The sequence below is a fragment of the Ferdinandcohnia sp. SAFN-114 genome (genome assembly GCF_059415045.1).
The window spans coordinates 31,395-47,494 of the sequence record NZ_JBPFDQ010000006.1 but is presented as its reverse complement, the minus strand read 5'-3'; the positions used below and the strand labels follow the sequence as shown (position 1 = coordinate 47,494).

The 16,100-nt window shown below is 38.0% G+C and carries 16 protein-coding genes; 14 read left to right on the top strand and 2 right to left on the bottom strand.

What is annotated here, in order from left to right; genetic code table 11:
- Positions 1-65: 65 nt before the first annotated feature.
- Complete coding sequence (locus ACR65M_RS03230; RefSeq protein WP_440272525.1) at positions 66-1,031, top strand: YpdA family putative bacillithiol disulfide reductase; 966 nt, start codon at positions 66-68, stop codon at positions 1,029-1,031.
- Positions 1,032-2,873: 1,842 nt separating this feature from the next.
- On the opposite strand, the gene ACR65M_RS03225 is transcribed toward ACR65M_RS03230, so the two are convergent.
- Positions 2,874-3,845 (bottom strand): asparaginase, encoded by a 972-nt coding sequence (locus ACR65M_RS03225; protein WP_341331023.1) that lies wholly within the window; start codon positions 3,843-3,845, stop codon positions 2,874-2,876.
- A gap of 136 nt (positions 3,846-3,981) precedes the next feature.
- On the opposite strand from ACR65M_RS03225, the gene prsW reads away from it, so the two are divergent.
- From prsW to rpsA, 8 genes are all read left to right on the top strand, one after another.
- Positions 3,982-4,617, top strand: a complete 636-nt coding sequence (gene prsW, locus ACR65M_RS03220) for a glutamic-type intramembrane protease PrsW (protein ID WP_341331024.1) — start codon at positions 3,982-3,984, stop codon at positions 4,615-4,617.
- A 302-nt stretch (positions 4,618-4,919) separates the two neighbouring features.
- Positions 4,920-5,954, top strand: a complete 1,035-nt coding sequence (gene sleB, locus ACR65M_RS03215; RefSeq protein ID WP_341333525.1) for a spore cortex-lytic enzyme — start codon at positions 4,920-4,922, stop codon at positions 5,952-5,954.
- A 17-nt stretch (positions 5,955-5,971) separates the two neighbouring features.
- Positions 5,972-7,327: a germination protein YpeB gene (ypeB, locus tag ACR65M_RS03210; protein ID WP_341331025.1), complete on the top strand. Its 1,356-nt coding sequence runs from the start codon at positions 5,972-5,974 to the stop codon at positions 7,325-7,327.
- A gap of 236 nt (positions 7,328-7,563) precedes the next feature.
- Positions 7,564-8,223 carry a flagellar brake protein gene (locus ACR65M_RS03205; RefSeq protein ID WP_440272524.1) on the top strand — a complete coding sequence of 220 codons (660 nt, stop codon included), beginning with the start codon at positions 7,564-7,566 and terminating at the stop codon, positions 8,221-8,223.
- 72 nt (positions 8,224-8,295) lie between these two features.
- Positions 8,296-8,478 carry a YpfB family protein gene (locus ACR65M_RS03200; protein ID WP_099362699.1) on the top strand — a complete coding sequence of 61 codons (183 nt, stop codon included), beginning with the start codon at positions 8,296-8,298 and terminating at the stop codon, positions 8,476-8,478.
- A 148-nt stretch (positions 8,479-8,626) separates the two neighbouring features.
- Positions 8,627-9,298 (top strand): (d)CMP kinase, encoded by a 672-nt coding sequence (cmk, locus tag ACR65M_RS03195; protein WP_341331027.1) that lies wholly within the window; start codon positions 8,627-8,629, stop codon positions 9,296-9,298.
- A 5-nt stretch (positions 9,299-9,303) separates the two neighbouring features.
- The gene (locus tag ACR65M_RS03190; RefSeq protein WP_341331028.1) at positions 9,304-9,885 is read left to right on the top strand and encodes a lysophospholipid acyltransferase family protein; all 582 of its coding nucleotides are present in this window, start codon (positions 9,304-9,306) and stop codon (positions 9,883-9,885) included.
- A 248-nt stretch (positions 9,886-10,133) separates the two neighbouring features.
- On the top strand, positions 10,134-11,270 hold the full coding sequence (gene rpsA / locus ACR65M_RS03185; RefSeq protein ID WP_341331029.1) for a 30S ribosomal protein S1: 1,137 nt from the start codon (positions 10,134-10,136) through the stop codon (positions 11,268-11,270).
- 42 nt (positions 11,271-11,312) lie between these two features.
- On the opposite strand, the gene ACR65M_RS03180 is transcribed toward rpsA, so the two are convergent.
- A complete protein-coding gene (locus ACR65M_RS03180) occupies positions 11,313-11,456 on the bottom strand; it encodes a YpzI family protein (RefSeq protein ID WP_341331030.1) in 144 nt (47 codons plus the stop codon).
- Between the two features lie 171 nt (positions 11,457-11,627).
- On the opposite strand from ACR65M_RS03180, the gene ACR65M_RS03175 reads away from it, so the two are divergent.
- From ACR65M_RS03175 to ACR65M_RS03155, 5 genes are all read left to right on the top strand, one after another.
- On the top strand, positions 11,628-12,227 hold the full coding sequence (locus ACR65M_RS03175) for a YphA family membrane protein (protein WP_341331031.1): 600 nt from the start codon (positions 11,628-11,630) through the stop codon (positions 12,225-12,227).
- 1 nt (position 12,228) lies between these two features.
- Positions 12,229-13,125, top strand: a complete 897-nt coding sequence (locus ACR65M_RS03170) for a YIEGIA family protein (protein WP_440272523.1) — start codon at positions 12,229-12,231, stop codon at positions 13,123-13,125.
- Complete coding sequence (locus ACR65M_RS03165; RefSeq protein ID WP_099362708.1) at positions 13,122-13,313, top strand: capping complex subunit for YIEGIA; 192 nt, start codon at positions 13,122-13,124, stop codon at positions 13,311-13,313. The genes ACR65M_RS03170 and ACR65M_RS03165 overlap by 4 nt, the downstream gene beginning before the upstream one ends.
- Positions 13,314-13,463: 150 nt before the next feature.
- Positions 13,464-14,774 (top strand): ribosome biogenesis GTPase Der, encoded by a 1,311-nt coding sequence (der, locus tag ACR65M_RS03160; protein WP_341331033.1) that lies wholly within the window; start codon positions 13,464-13,466, stop codon positions 14,772-14,774.
- A gap of 15 nt (positions 14,775-14,789) precedes the next feature.
- A complete protein-coding gene (locus ACR65M_RS03155) occupies positions 14,790-15,824 on the top strand; it encodes an NAD(P)H-dependent glycerol-3-phosphate dehydrogenase (RefSeq protein ID WP_440272522.1) in 1,035 nt (344 codons plus the stop codon).
- Positions 15,825-16,100: the final 276 nt, after the last annotated feature.

The window sequence follows — 16,100 nt, the reverse complement described above, 5'->3', positions numbered from 1 at the left end:
AAGACAAGGAAAAACTCCTATCATTCTGGTAGGAGATTTTTTTTTGACTAGTAGGAGTGACAAACATGCAATTGGAAGAAGTCGTCATAGTTGGTGGGGGTCCTTGTGGACTGGCAGCAGCAATTGCCTTGCAAAATATTGGAATCGATCCATTAGTGATTGAAAAGGGGAATATTGTAAATGCAATATACCATTATCCAACACATCAAACTTTTTTTAGTTCAAGTGAGAAATTAGAAATTGGAGATGTACCATTTATTATTGAAGGTCGAAAGCCAAAAAGAAACCAGGCCTTGGCCTATTATCGTGAAGTAGCGAAACGAAAGAAAATAAGAGTCAATGCGTTTGAAAAAGTGGCAGAAGTCCAGAAGCAAGAAAATGGAGAGTTCCTGATCACTAGTTCAAAGGGTAAATATCAAACAAAATACGTCATTATAGCGACTGGATATTATGACAATCCAAACTATATGAATGTTCCAGGTGAGGATCTAGCTAAGGTGTTTCATTATTTTAAAGAACCGCACCCATATTTTGATAAGGATGTCGTTGTTATCGGTGGAAAAAACTCGAGCGTGGACGCAGCATTAGAACTTGCAAATGCGGATGCAAGAGTAACAGTCTTATATCGTGGTTCCGAATATTCTCCAAGCATTAAACCTTGGATCTTACCAGAATTTGAAGCCTTAGTACGAAATGGAATTATTACCATGGAGTTTAATTCAGATGTCGTTGAAATTACCCCAGATGCCGTTATTTATGAGGTTTTGAATGAGAAAAAAACAGTTAAGAATGATTATGTATTTGCAATGACTGGTTACCATCCGGATCACAGTTTTCTGCAAAAAATGAACGTTGAAATTGATAAAGAAACTGGCAGACCTTTGTTTAACCCAGATTCGATGGAAACAAATGTGGAGGGAATTTTCATTTCCGGTGTCATTGCAGCAGGTAATAATGCCAATGAAATATTCATCGAAAATGGACGTTTCCATGGAGACTTAATTGCAAAAACAATAGTAGAAAGAAATTAGGGGCGACAAGGTTACGAATTAGGACAAAACAATAAAATACAATACATTTTTAGCGTGAATTCATATACGAGTTCACGCTTTTAAATTATCTTTGGGTGAAGTTCGTAATTTTGGTGTGGGGATGCAGGTAATACTGTGAGCATGTGTGCGAAAAAAGGTATGATGTTATCTGGTTCCGTTTTAACAAAATGTGCCACTTAAAATGCTTGAAAATTGCCTCAAATATACTTTAACACGCTGTTGGAGATCCAACAGCGTGTTGTTGAATACGTAAACCTACTATATAAAGGAATTTACTGAACTTCAGACACCCCCGTGGTGAATTAGCCAGCGCTAGTCTGAAGAAACCTAAACTTCAGCCAAATCCTTGGCGATTTAGGTAATGTGTGTCTGAAGAAACCTAAACTTCGGACATATTCGTGATAGTTTAGCCAATGCTAGTCTGAAGATGCCTAAACTTCGGACATAATCGCGTTAATTTAGCCACGGCAAGTCTGAAGATGACTAAACTTCGGGCACCCCCGTGGATAATTAGCCAGAGCTAGTCTGAAGAAGCCTAAACTTCGGAAACAATCGCGTTAATTTAGCCACCGCAAGTCTGAAGCTACCTGAACTTCGGACACCCCTGCGTTGAATTAGCCAACTCAAGTCTGAAGATGCGTAAACTTCGGACACCCCTGCGCTGATTTACCCAACGTTTGTCTGAAGAAGCCTAAACTTCGGAAACAATCGCGTTAATTTAGCCAGCGCAAGTCTGAAGCTACCTAAACTTCGGCCACACCTGTTGTGAATAAGCCAGCGCAAGTCTGAAGATGCTTAAACTTCGGACAACCTTGCGCTGATTTACCCAACGTTAGTCTGAAGAAGCCTAAACTTCGGACACAATCTCGCTGAATAAGCCAGCGCAAGTCTGAAGAAGCCTAAACTTCGGACACCCCCGCGCTGATTTACCCCCCGCTAGTCTGAAGCTACCTGAACTTCGGACACAATCTCGCTGAATAAGCCACCGTTAGTCTGAAGATGCTTAAACTTCGGACAACCTTGCGCTGATTTACCCACCGCAAGTCTGAAGCTACCTGAACTTCGGACACAATCTCGCTGAATAAGCCACCGCAATTCTGAAGATGCTTAAACTTCGGACACAATCGCGTTAATTTAGCCACGGCTAGTCTGAAGCTGCCTAAACTTCGGACACAATCGCGTTAATTTAGCCACCGCAAGTCTGAAGCTACCTGAACTTCGGACACAATCTCGCTGAATAAGCCACCGTTAGTCTGAAGAAGCCTAAACTTCGGACGCAATCGCGTTAATTTAGCCACGGCTAGTCTGAAGCTGCTTAAACTTCGGCCACCCCCGTGGATAATTAGCAAGCGCAAGTCTGAAGTTGCCTAAACTTCGGACACAATCGCGTTAATTTAGCCACCGCTAGTCTGAAGCTACCTGAACTTCGGACACAATCTCGCTGAATAAGCCAGCGCAATTCTGAAGATGCTAAAATCTCGGCCACCCTGGCTGATTTACCCAACGTTTGTCTGAAGAAGCCTAAACTTCGGACACAATCGCGTTAATTTAGCCACGGCTAGTCTGAAGCTGCCTAAACTTCGGCCACCCCCGCGCTGATTTACCCACCGCAAGTCTGAAGCTACCTGAACTTCGGACACAATCTCGCTGAATAAGCCACCGTTAGTCTGAAGAAGCCTAAACTTCGGCCACCCCTGCGCTGATTTACCCATCGTTTGTCTGAAGAAGCCTAAACTTCGGCCACAATCGCGTTAATTTAGCCACCGCTAGTCTGAAGCTACCTGAACTTCGGACACCGGCGACCATACTCGCGCCCTTTTCTTATTTGTAAAACATTTCTTGGAGTTCATCATGATCATTTGTGATTTCTAAAGTGACTAGAAGCTTGAGTCTTGCCTTTTGGCCATTTAAACCATTTGAGAAAATTACACCAAAATCTTTTAATTGGCGTCCGCCGCCTTCATAGTTGTATACCTCCTGTACATACCCATTAAAACAGCGGGAAACTAAGACAATAGGGATTCCGCTATCCATAAGCTTCTTTAACTCTGGTACCATTGTTGGAGGAAGATTACCTTGTCCGAGAGCTTCTATAACTAAGCCATCTGGATGTAACGAGCGAATGGCTTGAATGATTGACCCGTCCATCCCCGTGTATGCTTTTAGTAAGATAACATTTTTTGTGATATTTTCTATATCATATGTTTCTCGAACAGTTGGTACATGGTGAAATGTTATCTCTCGTTTACTCACAATTCCTAATGGACCATACTGTGGGCTTTGGAATGTAGCAATATTACTTGTATGAGTTTTTGTTACGTTCTTTGCTGAATGTATTTCATCATTTAGGACAACTAGAACTCCTTTCCCAACTGCACTATCGGAAGCTGCTACCCGTACGGCTGAGATCAAATTGTAAGGACCATCTGCTCCAATTTCATTGCTTGATCTCATGGCTCCGGTAACAACAATTGGTATATCGGATTGAACGGTCAAATCAAGGAAATAAGCCGTTTCCTCTAGTGTGTCAGTTCCATGTGTAATAACCACACCCTCAATCCTATCTTCCTTGATACTTTTTTCAATTTTTTCTTTTAGTTTCAACATAATCTTTTCAGTAATATGTGGAGAAGGCAATTGAAATAAATCCTCTACCTTAACATCAGCAATGGATGACAATGCATCAGTCTGAAGTAGCAATGGGTTTTGTTGATTTTGCTGTACAGCACCGGTGTTTTTGTCCTCCGTCATTGCGATTGTTCCGCCTGTGTGTATAATCAGTATTTTTTTCAATGTTACTCCCTCAATTCTATATAGGAAAATTATCCATAAACAGGATAGTTCATATTTTCATTTACCAATTTACATGTTACGATAAAAGTATCTGTTACTCAAACATTAATTGATTATTAGGGAGAAGAGGAATTATATGGTGGCGGTCATAACCGCAGGACTAGCACCTGGACTTGCGTTATTAAGTTATTTTTATTTAAAAGATAAGTATGAAGCAGAACCCATTTTAATGGTTTTTCGAATCTTCATTTTTGGCGCTTTATTGGTATTTCCTATCATGTTTATCCAATATGTCTTAGGGGTTGAAGAGGTATTTAATCACAGCTTTTCACAGGCGTTCTTAAAAGTAGCTTTATTAGAAGAGTTTTTTAAATGGTTTATCCTTTTTTATACCGTTTACCAGCATATTGAATTTGATGAACAATATGACGGAATAGTCTATGGTGCGGCGCTGTCGTTAGGATTTGCAACTTTAGAAAATATTCTTTACCTATTAGCGAATGGGGTTCATTTAGCTGTAGGTCGAGCCCTTTTACCAGTATCAAGTCACGCTCTGTTTGGTGTGATTATGGGGTTTTATCTTGGAAAAGCTAAATTTACTCCTAGTGAAAAAAGAAAATGGATTTTGATATCCTTCTTATTTCCATTTCTCTTACATGGGATATACGATTACATACTTTTATCATTAAAAAAATGGATTTATATGATGATCCCATTTATGTTGTTTTTATGGTGGTTCGGATTACGAAAAGTAAAAATAGCAAAACCATAAATTTATAAAAAGTCAGCCCTTTTGCTGAATAAATTTATAGCCTCTGGCGGATGCCACGATTTTTCAATGGAAGTTGCTCGAACTTGCTCGAAAAGATCTGGCGCAAATATGCCAAGGCGTATTTGGTTATAGACAACCTGTCGCTTAGACAGGTTTTTTTATGTTCATTTTTAATCAAATATAAAATCTGAATAAAATACCAATCTCTACAGAAAATACTTGTAAGTATATATAGAAAATGGTTAGGGAGGTAATTGATCATGAGCTTCAAAAGATATTTGATGTTCCCCATCGTCCTTATCATGTTTGTCAGTGTGTTCATTGGTGGGACTAACTATAATGTTCATGCTTTTTCAGAACAGATTATTCAACGAGGTGCAACAGGTGACGATGTAATTGAATTGCAATCAAGACTTCAGTATAACGGTTATTACCACGGAACGATTGATGGAGTATATGGATGGAGTACGTATTGGGCAGTTCGTAACTTCCAAAAGGCTTTCGGGCTAGAAGAGGTGGATGGGCTCGTTGGTGACAAAACGAAAGCCATGATAAACCGCTTTACAAAATATAATAAGCAATTTGTATATGATAATTTGCGTAAAGGGAATCAGTTTACTCACTATGGAGGCGTTCCATGGAGCATCCAATCCGCCCCATCTGAAGCGAGTATCCAAAAAGCAAAAACAGCGGCAGAAACAAGGCGTACTGATATAGAAAAACAATTTATAGTGGAGCAAAAGAACCCACAGGCGGGCCAGGGCAAAGCACCGCAACCAAAGGCAAAAGCGCCAGCACAACAGCAGCCTCAAGCTCAGCCGAAACAACCACAAAGTAAGCAGGGACAAGCTGGACAGCCTCAACAGCCTAAAGCTCAACCGAAACAACCGGCGAAACAACCAGCAAAACAACAAGCAAAGGTGCAACAACAGGAAGAGGTTCAATCCCAAGGACCTACAGCAGTAAATATGCCGGGTGGATTTTCGCAAAATGATATTCAGCTCCTTGCGAATGCTGTTTATGGAGAAGCTCGTGGAGAGCCCTATGTTGGACAAGTAGCAATTGCAGCAGTAATTTTAAATCGTCTGGATAGCCCGACCTTTCCTGATACAGTATCTGGTGTTATTTTTGAACCACTTGCGTTTACAGCGGTAGCGGATGGACAAATTTGGTTGACGCCGAATGAACAGGCAAAAAAAGCAGTAATTGATGCGATAAATGGTTGGGATCCTACAGGTGGTGCGACCTATTACTTTAATCCAGCTACAGCGACAAGTAAGTGGATTTGGGGTAGACCACAAATTAAGAGAATTGGAAAGCACATATTCTGTAATTAGAATGGAAGGTGAGACAATTGCTAAGAGGAATATTAATTACAGTACTTACTATAGGGGTTATTGGAACAGGCTATTGGGGCTATAAAGAGCACCAAGAGAAAAATGCCATTCTAATACAAGCAGAAAATAACTACCAACGAGCGTTTCATAATTTAACCTATCATATAGACCTTTTACATGACAAAATTGGAACAACACTTGCAATGAATTCTCAAAGTTCATTATCTCCAACACTTGCAGATGTGTGGAGACTTACGTCCGAGGCACATTCAGATGTAGGACAGTTACCATTGTCTCTTATGCCTTTTAATAAAACGGAAGAGTTTCTAAGTAATATCGGGGATTTTAGTTACCGTACAGCAGTACGTGACCTATCAAAAGAGCCTTTGTCTGATAAGGAATACAATACGCTTCAACAGCTCTATAAAAATTCAGAGGATATCCAAAAGGAACTAAGGACTGTTCAACATCTAGTAATGGAGAATAACCTTCGCTGGATGGACGTTGAATTAGCGCTAGCTTCAGGTGACAAACAGGCTGATAACACCATCATTGATGGTCTTAAAACTGTTGAAAAAAATGTAGCTGCTTATTCTGAGAGTGAGTTTGGTGTCACGCTTACAACTACGAAGAAAGATGGTAATAAATTTCCTAATTTAGAAGGCCCAGAAATAAATGAACAACAAGCAAAAGAACTCGCAAAAAAGTTCCTTGGGTTAAAAGGGAACATTGAAATGAAAGTTACCGAAAATGGTGAGGGGTCACAAAACGGGTTTTATAGTCTAGAAATTAATGATCCAAAATCAAAAGTAAATACGTTCATGGATATTACGAAAAAGGGTGGAACTCCAATTTGGGTCATTCGTAACCGTGAAGTTGCAAAAAGTGCAATCAGTCTTAATGATGCATATAACCGGGCTCAGAAATTTTTAAAAGACAATAAATTTGAAAACTTAGAGCTATTTGAAAGTGCTCAATATGATAACATAGGTGTATTTAATTTCGTATCATCTATTAATGGAGTCAGAGTATATTCAGATTCCATTAAAATGAAAGTAGCACTTGATGATGGAAACATTATCGGTTTTACAGCAAGAGATTATTTAATGGCTGGCAAGATAAAAACAGCTGGTAAACCCAAAATTTCAAAAGAAGAAGCAAAGAAACATATTAACCCGAATCTTGAAATCATGGAAGATCGTCTAGCGATCATAACAAATGATCTAGACCAAGATGTCCTTTGCTATGAGTTCTTAGGAACAATAAATAATGATACGTACCGAATCTTTATTAATGCTGAAAATGGATTTGAGGAAAAGGTAGAAAAGCTTAAGAATGCTGAGCCAGTCTATAAAGGGATAAACAAATCATAGTGTTCAAAAAAGGAAAGCAAATTTGCTTTCCTTTTTTTACTGGCTAGCACAAGCACCTAGCACCTCGAGGTCATAAGCCAATCCGTCAAACAAGGATAAAAGGCATCCCTTCTCGCCGGCTTTTCATATGCTTGTCGGGGTAGAACAAGGTACTTGTACTTTTCAGTTTATTCGTGGTTTAATTAATATACAGAATGTTTTAGAAAGAGTGAACGTCCGTGTTGAAAATTGGGGATATGATAAACCTTGAACCAACCACAAATCCAAATGGTGAAAAATATAGATGCAGGGTTGTTGAAACAAAAGAACAAAAGATCTATATTGACTATCCTGTTAATACGAAAACAGGGAAAACAGTTTATTTAATAAATGGAACAATGTTAAAGGCTTTTGTAGCCGCAGACAGTACTTCGGCTTATTTTTTTGATACTTCAGTGCTTGGCAGAGTTAAACAAAATATCCCTATGATTGTTCTTTCCTTCCCAGGTGACGATCATATGTTTAAGATTCAAAGACGAGAATATGTACGTATAGAAACACCGGTAGATGTCGCAATCCACAGCATGAACGGGGAGTTTCCGCCATTTGTTACAATTACACATGATATTAGTGCTGGTGGTGCCTCGATCATTCTACCTTCTTCGAAAAGCCTTAATCCTGGAGTAGATATAATCACATATTTTGTCTTCCCGACTCTTTCTGACGAATATCAATATATATCCTTTAAGAGTAAAGTAATCCGTATTGTTGAGGGGAAAAATGGAGAAAGAACAAAAGCATCAATAACATTTGTGGACGTTACAGAGTCTGCTCGACAACTGTTAATTAAGTTTTGTTTTCAAAGACAATTATTGTTAAAGAAAAAAGGCATACATTCTAGCGAATTAAAAGAATAGCAGCTTTTATAGAATAAAAAAAGAATTACATTAGCATACTAGTAGTAAAACTTGGTTTAGGGCTGGTATGGAATGAAAAATTTTGAACGTATTTTAATCAAGCTTGCTATTATTCAATTTATCTTTCTGCTTGTTGCACAGGCTATTATTTTATATAGCCCGTTGACTCCGTATATCACGAGAATGATTGAATATGAAGGTGTCGACAAATCAGACACGACTAAAACCATTGAAACATTATTAAATAACAATTAAAATATAAATGCAGGGATTCCCTGCATTTTTTCGTAAGTAGGAATACTGTTCTAATGAATAAATATAATAAGCCTTAGAGAAAAAGCTTATTTGTTTATCGAGGTAAAGACCTTTTTAGAGCGTTACAAACAGGAGGCATACTTAGTTTATGGACAAGAAGATTTCAATAGCAATAGACGGACCAGCGGCTGCTGGAAAAAGTACTGTTGCAAAAATTATTGCAAAAGAATTATCTTACATATATGTTGATACAGGTGCAATGTACCGTGCATTAACCTATAAAGCATTGCAATTATCCTTAGATCTAGAAAATGAAGAACAGGTTCTTGATGCTCTTCAAAACGCAAATATAGAATTAAGACCTAGCGAAAATGGTCAGCTTGTTTTTATTGATAACAATGATGTAACCGAAAAAATTCGTGATCATGATGTAACAAATTCAGTTTCAATTGTATCTAAGCATCGTAAGGTTAGGGAAGATATGGTAAGACGTCAACAAAGCTTTGCAAAGTCCGGTGGAGTAGTGATGGATGGAAGGGACATTGGGACTCATGTACTACCAAATGCAGAAGTGAAAATATTCCTTCTTGCTTCTGTTGATGAAAGAGCAGAACGTCGACACCAAGAAAACCTTTCAAAAGGATATCAGTCGGATTTAGAGCAATTAAAGTTGGAAATTGCCCAAAGGGACAAATTAGATTCAGAACGAGAGGTTGCTCCACTACGTAAGGCAGAAGATGCAATCGAAATTGATACTACATCGTTAGGCATCGAAGAGGTTGTTGTGAAGATTATGGATATTGTGAAGGAAAGGATTTGATTGGTATGAATCTTTACCCCTTTGCAAGAGGATTAGTTGGAGCAATCATCAAACCTCTTTACCGTATTGAAGTCATAGGTAAGGAGAATATACCAAAGGAAGGTGGAGTCTTGATTTGTTCGAATCATATCGACAATTTAGACCCACCTGTAGTTGGAGTAACATCTCCAAGACATATACATTTTATGGCAAAAGAGGAACTGTTTAACGTACCTGTATTAGGTGCGATTTTACCAAAAATAAATGCCTTCCCTGTAAAGCGTGGAATGAGTGATCGTGAAGCATTAAGAACAGCATTAAAAGTGCTAAAAGAAGGCAATGTGTTAGGTATCTTCCCTGAAGGAACAAGGAGTAGGGATGGAAAGCTTGGAAAAGGTTTAACGGGAGTCGGCTTTTTTGCACTACGAACAGATTGTGTAGTTGTTCCGTGTGCAATTTTGGGACCTTATAAACTGTTTGGGAAATTAAGAGTGGTATACGGTGAGCCAGTTGAGATGGAAAAGTTTAGAATTGAAAAAGCATCACCTGAAGAAGTAACTAATAAAATTATGGATTCTATAAGAGAATTACAGGAAAAATATCAATAGATTAAGAGTTTATACTTGACAAATATCTCTATTTATTAGAAGTTAATTAAAAGAATATTTTTAACTTTATTAAGTAGAGGTATACCTCTACTTAATAAAGTTAGCCTCCGGCGGATGCCACGATTTTTCAAGGGAAATTTTTCGAGCTTGCTCGAAAAAAATCGGGCGCAAATACGCCAAGGCGCATTTGATAATATTATTTATACATACATTGTTTTTCGTGTTTGACTTTTAAGGAGGTAATTGGAATGGCAGAGGACATGAACCAAGTTGAGTACAAAGAGTTACAAGTCGGTGATGTTATCACTGGCAAGATTACAAAGGTTGAAGAGAAACAAGTTTTTGTGTCAGTTGAGAACAGTAAGTTAGATGGAATTATCCCAATCAGTGAGCTATCTAGCCTACATGTTGAAAAAGCTAGTGATGTTGTTTCAGAAGGAGAAGAATTAGAGCTTTCAGTTACAAAAGTAGAGGAAGAAGCTTTAATTTTATCCAAAAAAGCTGTACTTGCTTCTAAAGCGTGGGATGATTTAGAGCAAAAGTATAATTCAGGTGAAGTATTCGAAGCGATTGTAAAAGATGTTGTAAAAGGTGGACTTGTTGTTGACCTAGGTGTAAGAGGATTTATTCCAGCATCTTTAGTTGAAAATTATTATGTTGAGGATTTCTCTGATTACAAGGACAAATCATTAACTGTTAAAGTTGTTGAGCTTGACCGTGAGAAAAATAGAGTAATTTTATCACATCGTGCTGTAGTTGAAGAAGAGCAAAAAAACAAAAAACAACAGGTTTTAGACTCTTTACAAGTTGGGGCTGTTCTTGAAGGTACTGTTCAACGATTGACTGATTTCGGCGCATTTGTTGATATCGGTGGTATTGATGGACTTGTACACATTTCTCAGCTTTCGCATGAGCATGTATCAAAGCCTTCCGATGTTGTTTCAGAGGGTCAAGTAATCAAGGTTAAGGTATTATCTGTTGATCGTGATAACGAAAGAATTTCGTTATCGTTGAAGGAAACATTACCTGGACCATGGGAGAGCATCACTGAAAAATTATCGATCGGTGACGTAGTTGAAGGAACAGTAAGAAGACTTGTATCCTTTGGTGCGTTTGTTGAAGTGTTGCCTGGAGTTGAAGGGCTAGTTCATATTTCACAAATTTCTTCTAAGCATATCGGTACTCCTCATGAAGTATTAAAAGAAGGCCAAGAAGTAAAAGTGAAGATTCTTGAACTAAATCAATCTGAGAAACGTATTTCATTAAGCATGAAAGAATTAGAAGAAAACGTTGAAGAAGACTACAGCAAATACCAACAACAAGAAGAAACAACTGGTTTTCAACTTGGAGAAGTAATTGGTGACCAATTAAATAAATTAAAGTAATCTTTATCGAAAAAAGCTCTCACCCATATGGGTGAGAGCTTTTTATTTTGGATTCATACGGTTCATTTCCCTAGCTTCATCAGGAGTATCCAATCTCGTTGCTCCGGGATAATCAAGAGATTGATCACGGTCAGATTCCGTTAATCGCGCCTCTTTATGCTTTCTTTCCTGTCTATCTTTTCCCACTTCATTTCCACCTCTTTCTTCCTACATAACTATCCTTTTTTGGGGAATTGTATATAGGGGTAATGGCTATTACTGATTCCATTTTATTGTTTCATAAAAGGAATTTTGGTATTCGTATAAGGTTAAAATTCATAATTTCTAGCCATAATGGAAATAATGGGAGGTGGAGATATGGATGGTGTCTTATTTTATTGGATTACTTGGATGGCATGGGTGAGTAGTACTTTTTTGATGAAGAAAAACAATGAAAGGCTTTACCTATCAATTTTGTTTCTAGTAACTATCATATTATCACCATACTACGTTGAAGTAGGTGATATTAAAATAAATAACAGTATCATTCCAATTTTGTTTTTTTGCATAAAGGAAATCTCAAAACGACCGAAAAGACAAGTATTTTATATGCTGATTTGTATACTTACCATTTCATTAGCATATTGTAGTTTCTTAATGTTCGAATTATATGATCCTGTTTGGCTTTTTTTTAATCGTAATTTGATGCTTGGTGCTGCATTAATATACGTAACATTAATGTTATTAAAGGATTTCCGTTTACGACTGGTTGGGCTTTTAGTTGGTGCCATTCAGGGGGATATTCTTTATGGAATTATAATAAATAATGTCAATTTTTCTTATGAAATTGGTTCATTTGTCTTTTTAGATGTTATTGCAATTAGTTTTTGTTTTATTTTTGTTTGGTCATCCTTAGAACATCTTCTTCATCATGTGGATGTTCTGGTCCAAAAAAACACAAAGGAGAAACACGGCTAGCATGAATGAATATACATACCCAATTTTATTTGGGGTCATTTTTGGAGTTGCTGTACGCCTTTACATGCTGCGTACAGATTATCGTCAGTATCCAACTTATTTACATGGTAAAATCATTCATATTGCTTTAGGATTTATTGCTGCAGGATTAGGAACCGTTGCAGTACCTTCAATTATGGAAGAGGATTTTACCGCAATCACCTTTTTAACGATTGCGGCTTCGCAATTTCGGGATGTGCGAAATATGGAGCGAAACACGCTTACTGAACTTGATTCGTATGAACTTGTTCCAAGAGGAAAGACATATATTGAAGGAATCGCGGTGGCCTTTGAAAGTCGAAATTACTTAGTTATTTTTACTTCCTTTTTATCTACTTTTGCCTATTTAGCAATTAATATGTGGGCTGGAATACTTGTGGGTATCATTTGTCTGTTAATTTGCAAAAAGCTAATGGCTGGTAGTAGACTTAAAGATATTGTTGATATCGAGTTTGTTAAGCCGTATTTTAAGGATGCAGGCTTGTATGTTGATAATATATACATTATGAATATTGGACTTCCTGCGAGACAGGAAGAAATATTAGAATATGGGATGGGGTTTATTTTAAAGCCTAAAACGTTTAATGCAAGAGCTACCATTGCAAATTTAGGGCAAAGACAAGCCATTTTACATGATGTATCTACCGCTTTGGGGATATTCAGAGATTCGGGGACCCCTGCTCTCACCCCTTTGGCAAAGCGAGATTTGAATGATGGACGTGTAGGAGTTTTTGTTTTGCCACAGGAAAAAGATGTTGAGAAAGCAATTGAAATAATAGGTCGTGTACCAACATTAGAAAATGCAATCCGAATGCCAACAGAGAGGAACGCAAACGAAAAGGGGCGTCCACTTAAATGAATATCGAAAAATTTGTTTTAGCAGCGATTAAGATGGATACATCTAAGGTTAACGTTTCAGGGGGAACACCTGTATTTTCATGTCCTACAAAAGAGGAAATGGAGACAGTAGCTGCAAATTTGGAAGCAATCTTAGATGGAATTGCTCACGAAATCAGTGAGAATTTGTACATAATCGTAAAACACTAAACAATTGATTGTTGTTACCATTTATTTTTGATAGAATGTAAAAGCATGACCCTTCTAACGTAGAAGGGTTTATTTTATACATAACGTTGATATTAATCATATTTTATGTGATATATGTAGTAATAGATAGTTGAGAAGGGAAGAACGCATGTGGCAAAACCAGTAGTAGCTATTGTTGGTCGTCCTAACGTTGGGAAATCAACAATTTTTAATCGTATAGTAGGAGAAAGAGTTTCAATCGTAGAAGATGTACCTGGAGTGACAAGGGATCGAATCTATAGTTCAGGTGAGTGGTTGAATCAAGATTTTAGTATTATTGATACCGGTGGTATTGATATTGGTGATGAACCTTTTCTTGCTCAAATTAGACATCAAGCTGAAATCGCTATCGATGAAGCAGATGTAATTATTTTTATGACAAGCGGTCGCGAAGGCGTGACAAGTGCGGACGAAGAGGTTGCTAAAATATTATATCGCTCCAAAACGCCAGTTGTTTTAGCTGTTAATAAAGTGGACAATCCCGAAATGAGAGCAGATATTTATGACTTTTATGCATTGGGATTTGGTGAACCTGTACCAATCTCAGGCTCCCACGGAATTGGCCTTGGAGATTTACTAGATGAAGTTGTAAGGCATTTTCCAAAGGGTGCAGATGAAGAATATGATGAAGACGTCATTAAGTTCTCTCTAATTGGTCGACCTAATGTAGGGAAGTCATCTCTTGTTAATTCTTTGTTAGGCGAGGAAAGAGTAATTGTAAGTGACATAGCGGGAACCACTAGGGACGCTATAGATACAAAATACACTGTTGATGGTAAGGAATATGTCATCATCGATACAGCTGGTATGAGGAAAAAAGGAAAAGTCTATGAAAGCACTGAGAAGTACAGTGTATTAAGAGCGCTGAAAGCAATTGAACGCTCTGACGTCGTCCTTGTCGTCTTAAATGCTGAGGAAGGTATTATTGAACAAGATAAAAAAATAGCCGGTTATGCTCATGAAGCGGGTAGAGCAGTGGTGATTGTTGTTAATAAATGGGATGCCATCGAAAAAGATGATAAAACCATGAAGGAATTTGAACAAAAAGTACGTGATCATTTCCTATTTCTTGATTACGCACCGATTGTATTTTTATCTGCAAAAACAAAAAGAAGAGTCCATACGTTGTTACCGATGATTGATATGGCCAGTGATAATCATACAATGCGTGTCCAAACGAATGTGTTAAATGATGTCATCATGGATGCTGTTGCAATGAATCCGACACCAACGGACAAGGGAAAACGATTAAAAATCTATTATGTCGCACAGGTTGCTGTTAAGCCACCGACTTTTGTTGTATTTGTAAATGAACCTGAATTGATGCATTTTTCTTATGAACGTTTCTTAGAGAATCGAATCAGAGATGCTTTTGGCTTTGAAGGTACGCCAATTAAAATAATCGCGAGAGCTCGAAAATAGAAAGGGGAGGAAGTAATGGAGAAAATAACGGTTGTTGGAGCTGGCAGTTGGGGTACTGCACTAGCACTCGTTCTTGCAGACAATGATCATGAAGTGAGGCTTTGGTCACATCGTAAGGAACAAGCGGATGAAATCAATTCGAAACATACAAATTCAAAATACGTGCCCTCAATTGAGCTTCCAGAAACCATTATTGGGTATTCGGATTTAGACAAATCCTTAGAGGACGTCAAAACAGTTGTACTTGCAGTTCCGACGAAAGCAATTCGTGAAGTACTTCAGAAAATAACTCAGTTCATTTCAATCCCTTTAACGATTATTCATGTTAGTAAAGGGATTGAACCGGATACATTAAAGCGGATTTCTGAATTGATTGAGGATGAAATGCCTTCAAACTTACTGAAAGATGTTGTTGTACTTTCTGGGCCAAGTCATGCCGAGGAAGTGGTACTTCGCCATCCAACAACTGTTACAGTGTCATCCAAAAATATGGAAAGTGCTGAATATGTGCAAGACTTATTTATTAATCAGCATTTCCGTGTCTACACTAACCCTGATATTGTGGGTGTAGAAATTGGTGGGGCGTTAAAAAATATTATTGCATTGGCTGCAGGTATTACGGACGGACTTGGTTATGGTGATAATGCCAAAGCTGCGTTAATTACACGCGGTTTAGCCGAAATTTCACGTTTGGGCAGCAAAATGGGGGCAAATCCCCTAACATTCGCTGGATTAACTGGGATTGGAGATTTAATCGTCACTTGTACAAGTGTACACTCACGGAACTGGCGTGCAGGAAATTTGCTTGGAAAAGGTCAAAGTCTTCAGGAAGTTCTAGATAATATGGGAATGGTGGTCGAAGGTGTTAGGACAACGAAAGCTGCCTACCAGTTAGCCAAAAAAATGGATGTTTCCATGCCGATTACATTTGCTTTATATGATGTTCTTTTCAATGATCAGTCACCTAAAGAGGCTGTAGATAAACTCATGTCCAGAGGAAGGACAAACGAAATGGCTGATCTTTTCAACTATTTAGAAGAAAAAGGTTAAATGTGGCAATATTTAGCACACCTACCGCTTTTAGCGTGCATAGTATGTCAAGGAGAATACCATATTAGCGGGATTTTCCAATAATTTCGCATAGCAAGGATTTTCTACTGAGTAAAACGTTTGCACTTTTCTTGCTAAAAATAGGCATTAGACGATACATTTCATGCCTTTTTCGCATAAAATGCAGCGTAGTATACTGTGTGGGTTGAGCGATTGGATAAAGGGAATATTTAGTTGTTCAAGTTTTGCTGAGGTAAAGACGCCCCTCTTTACTTC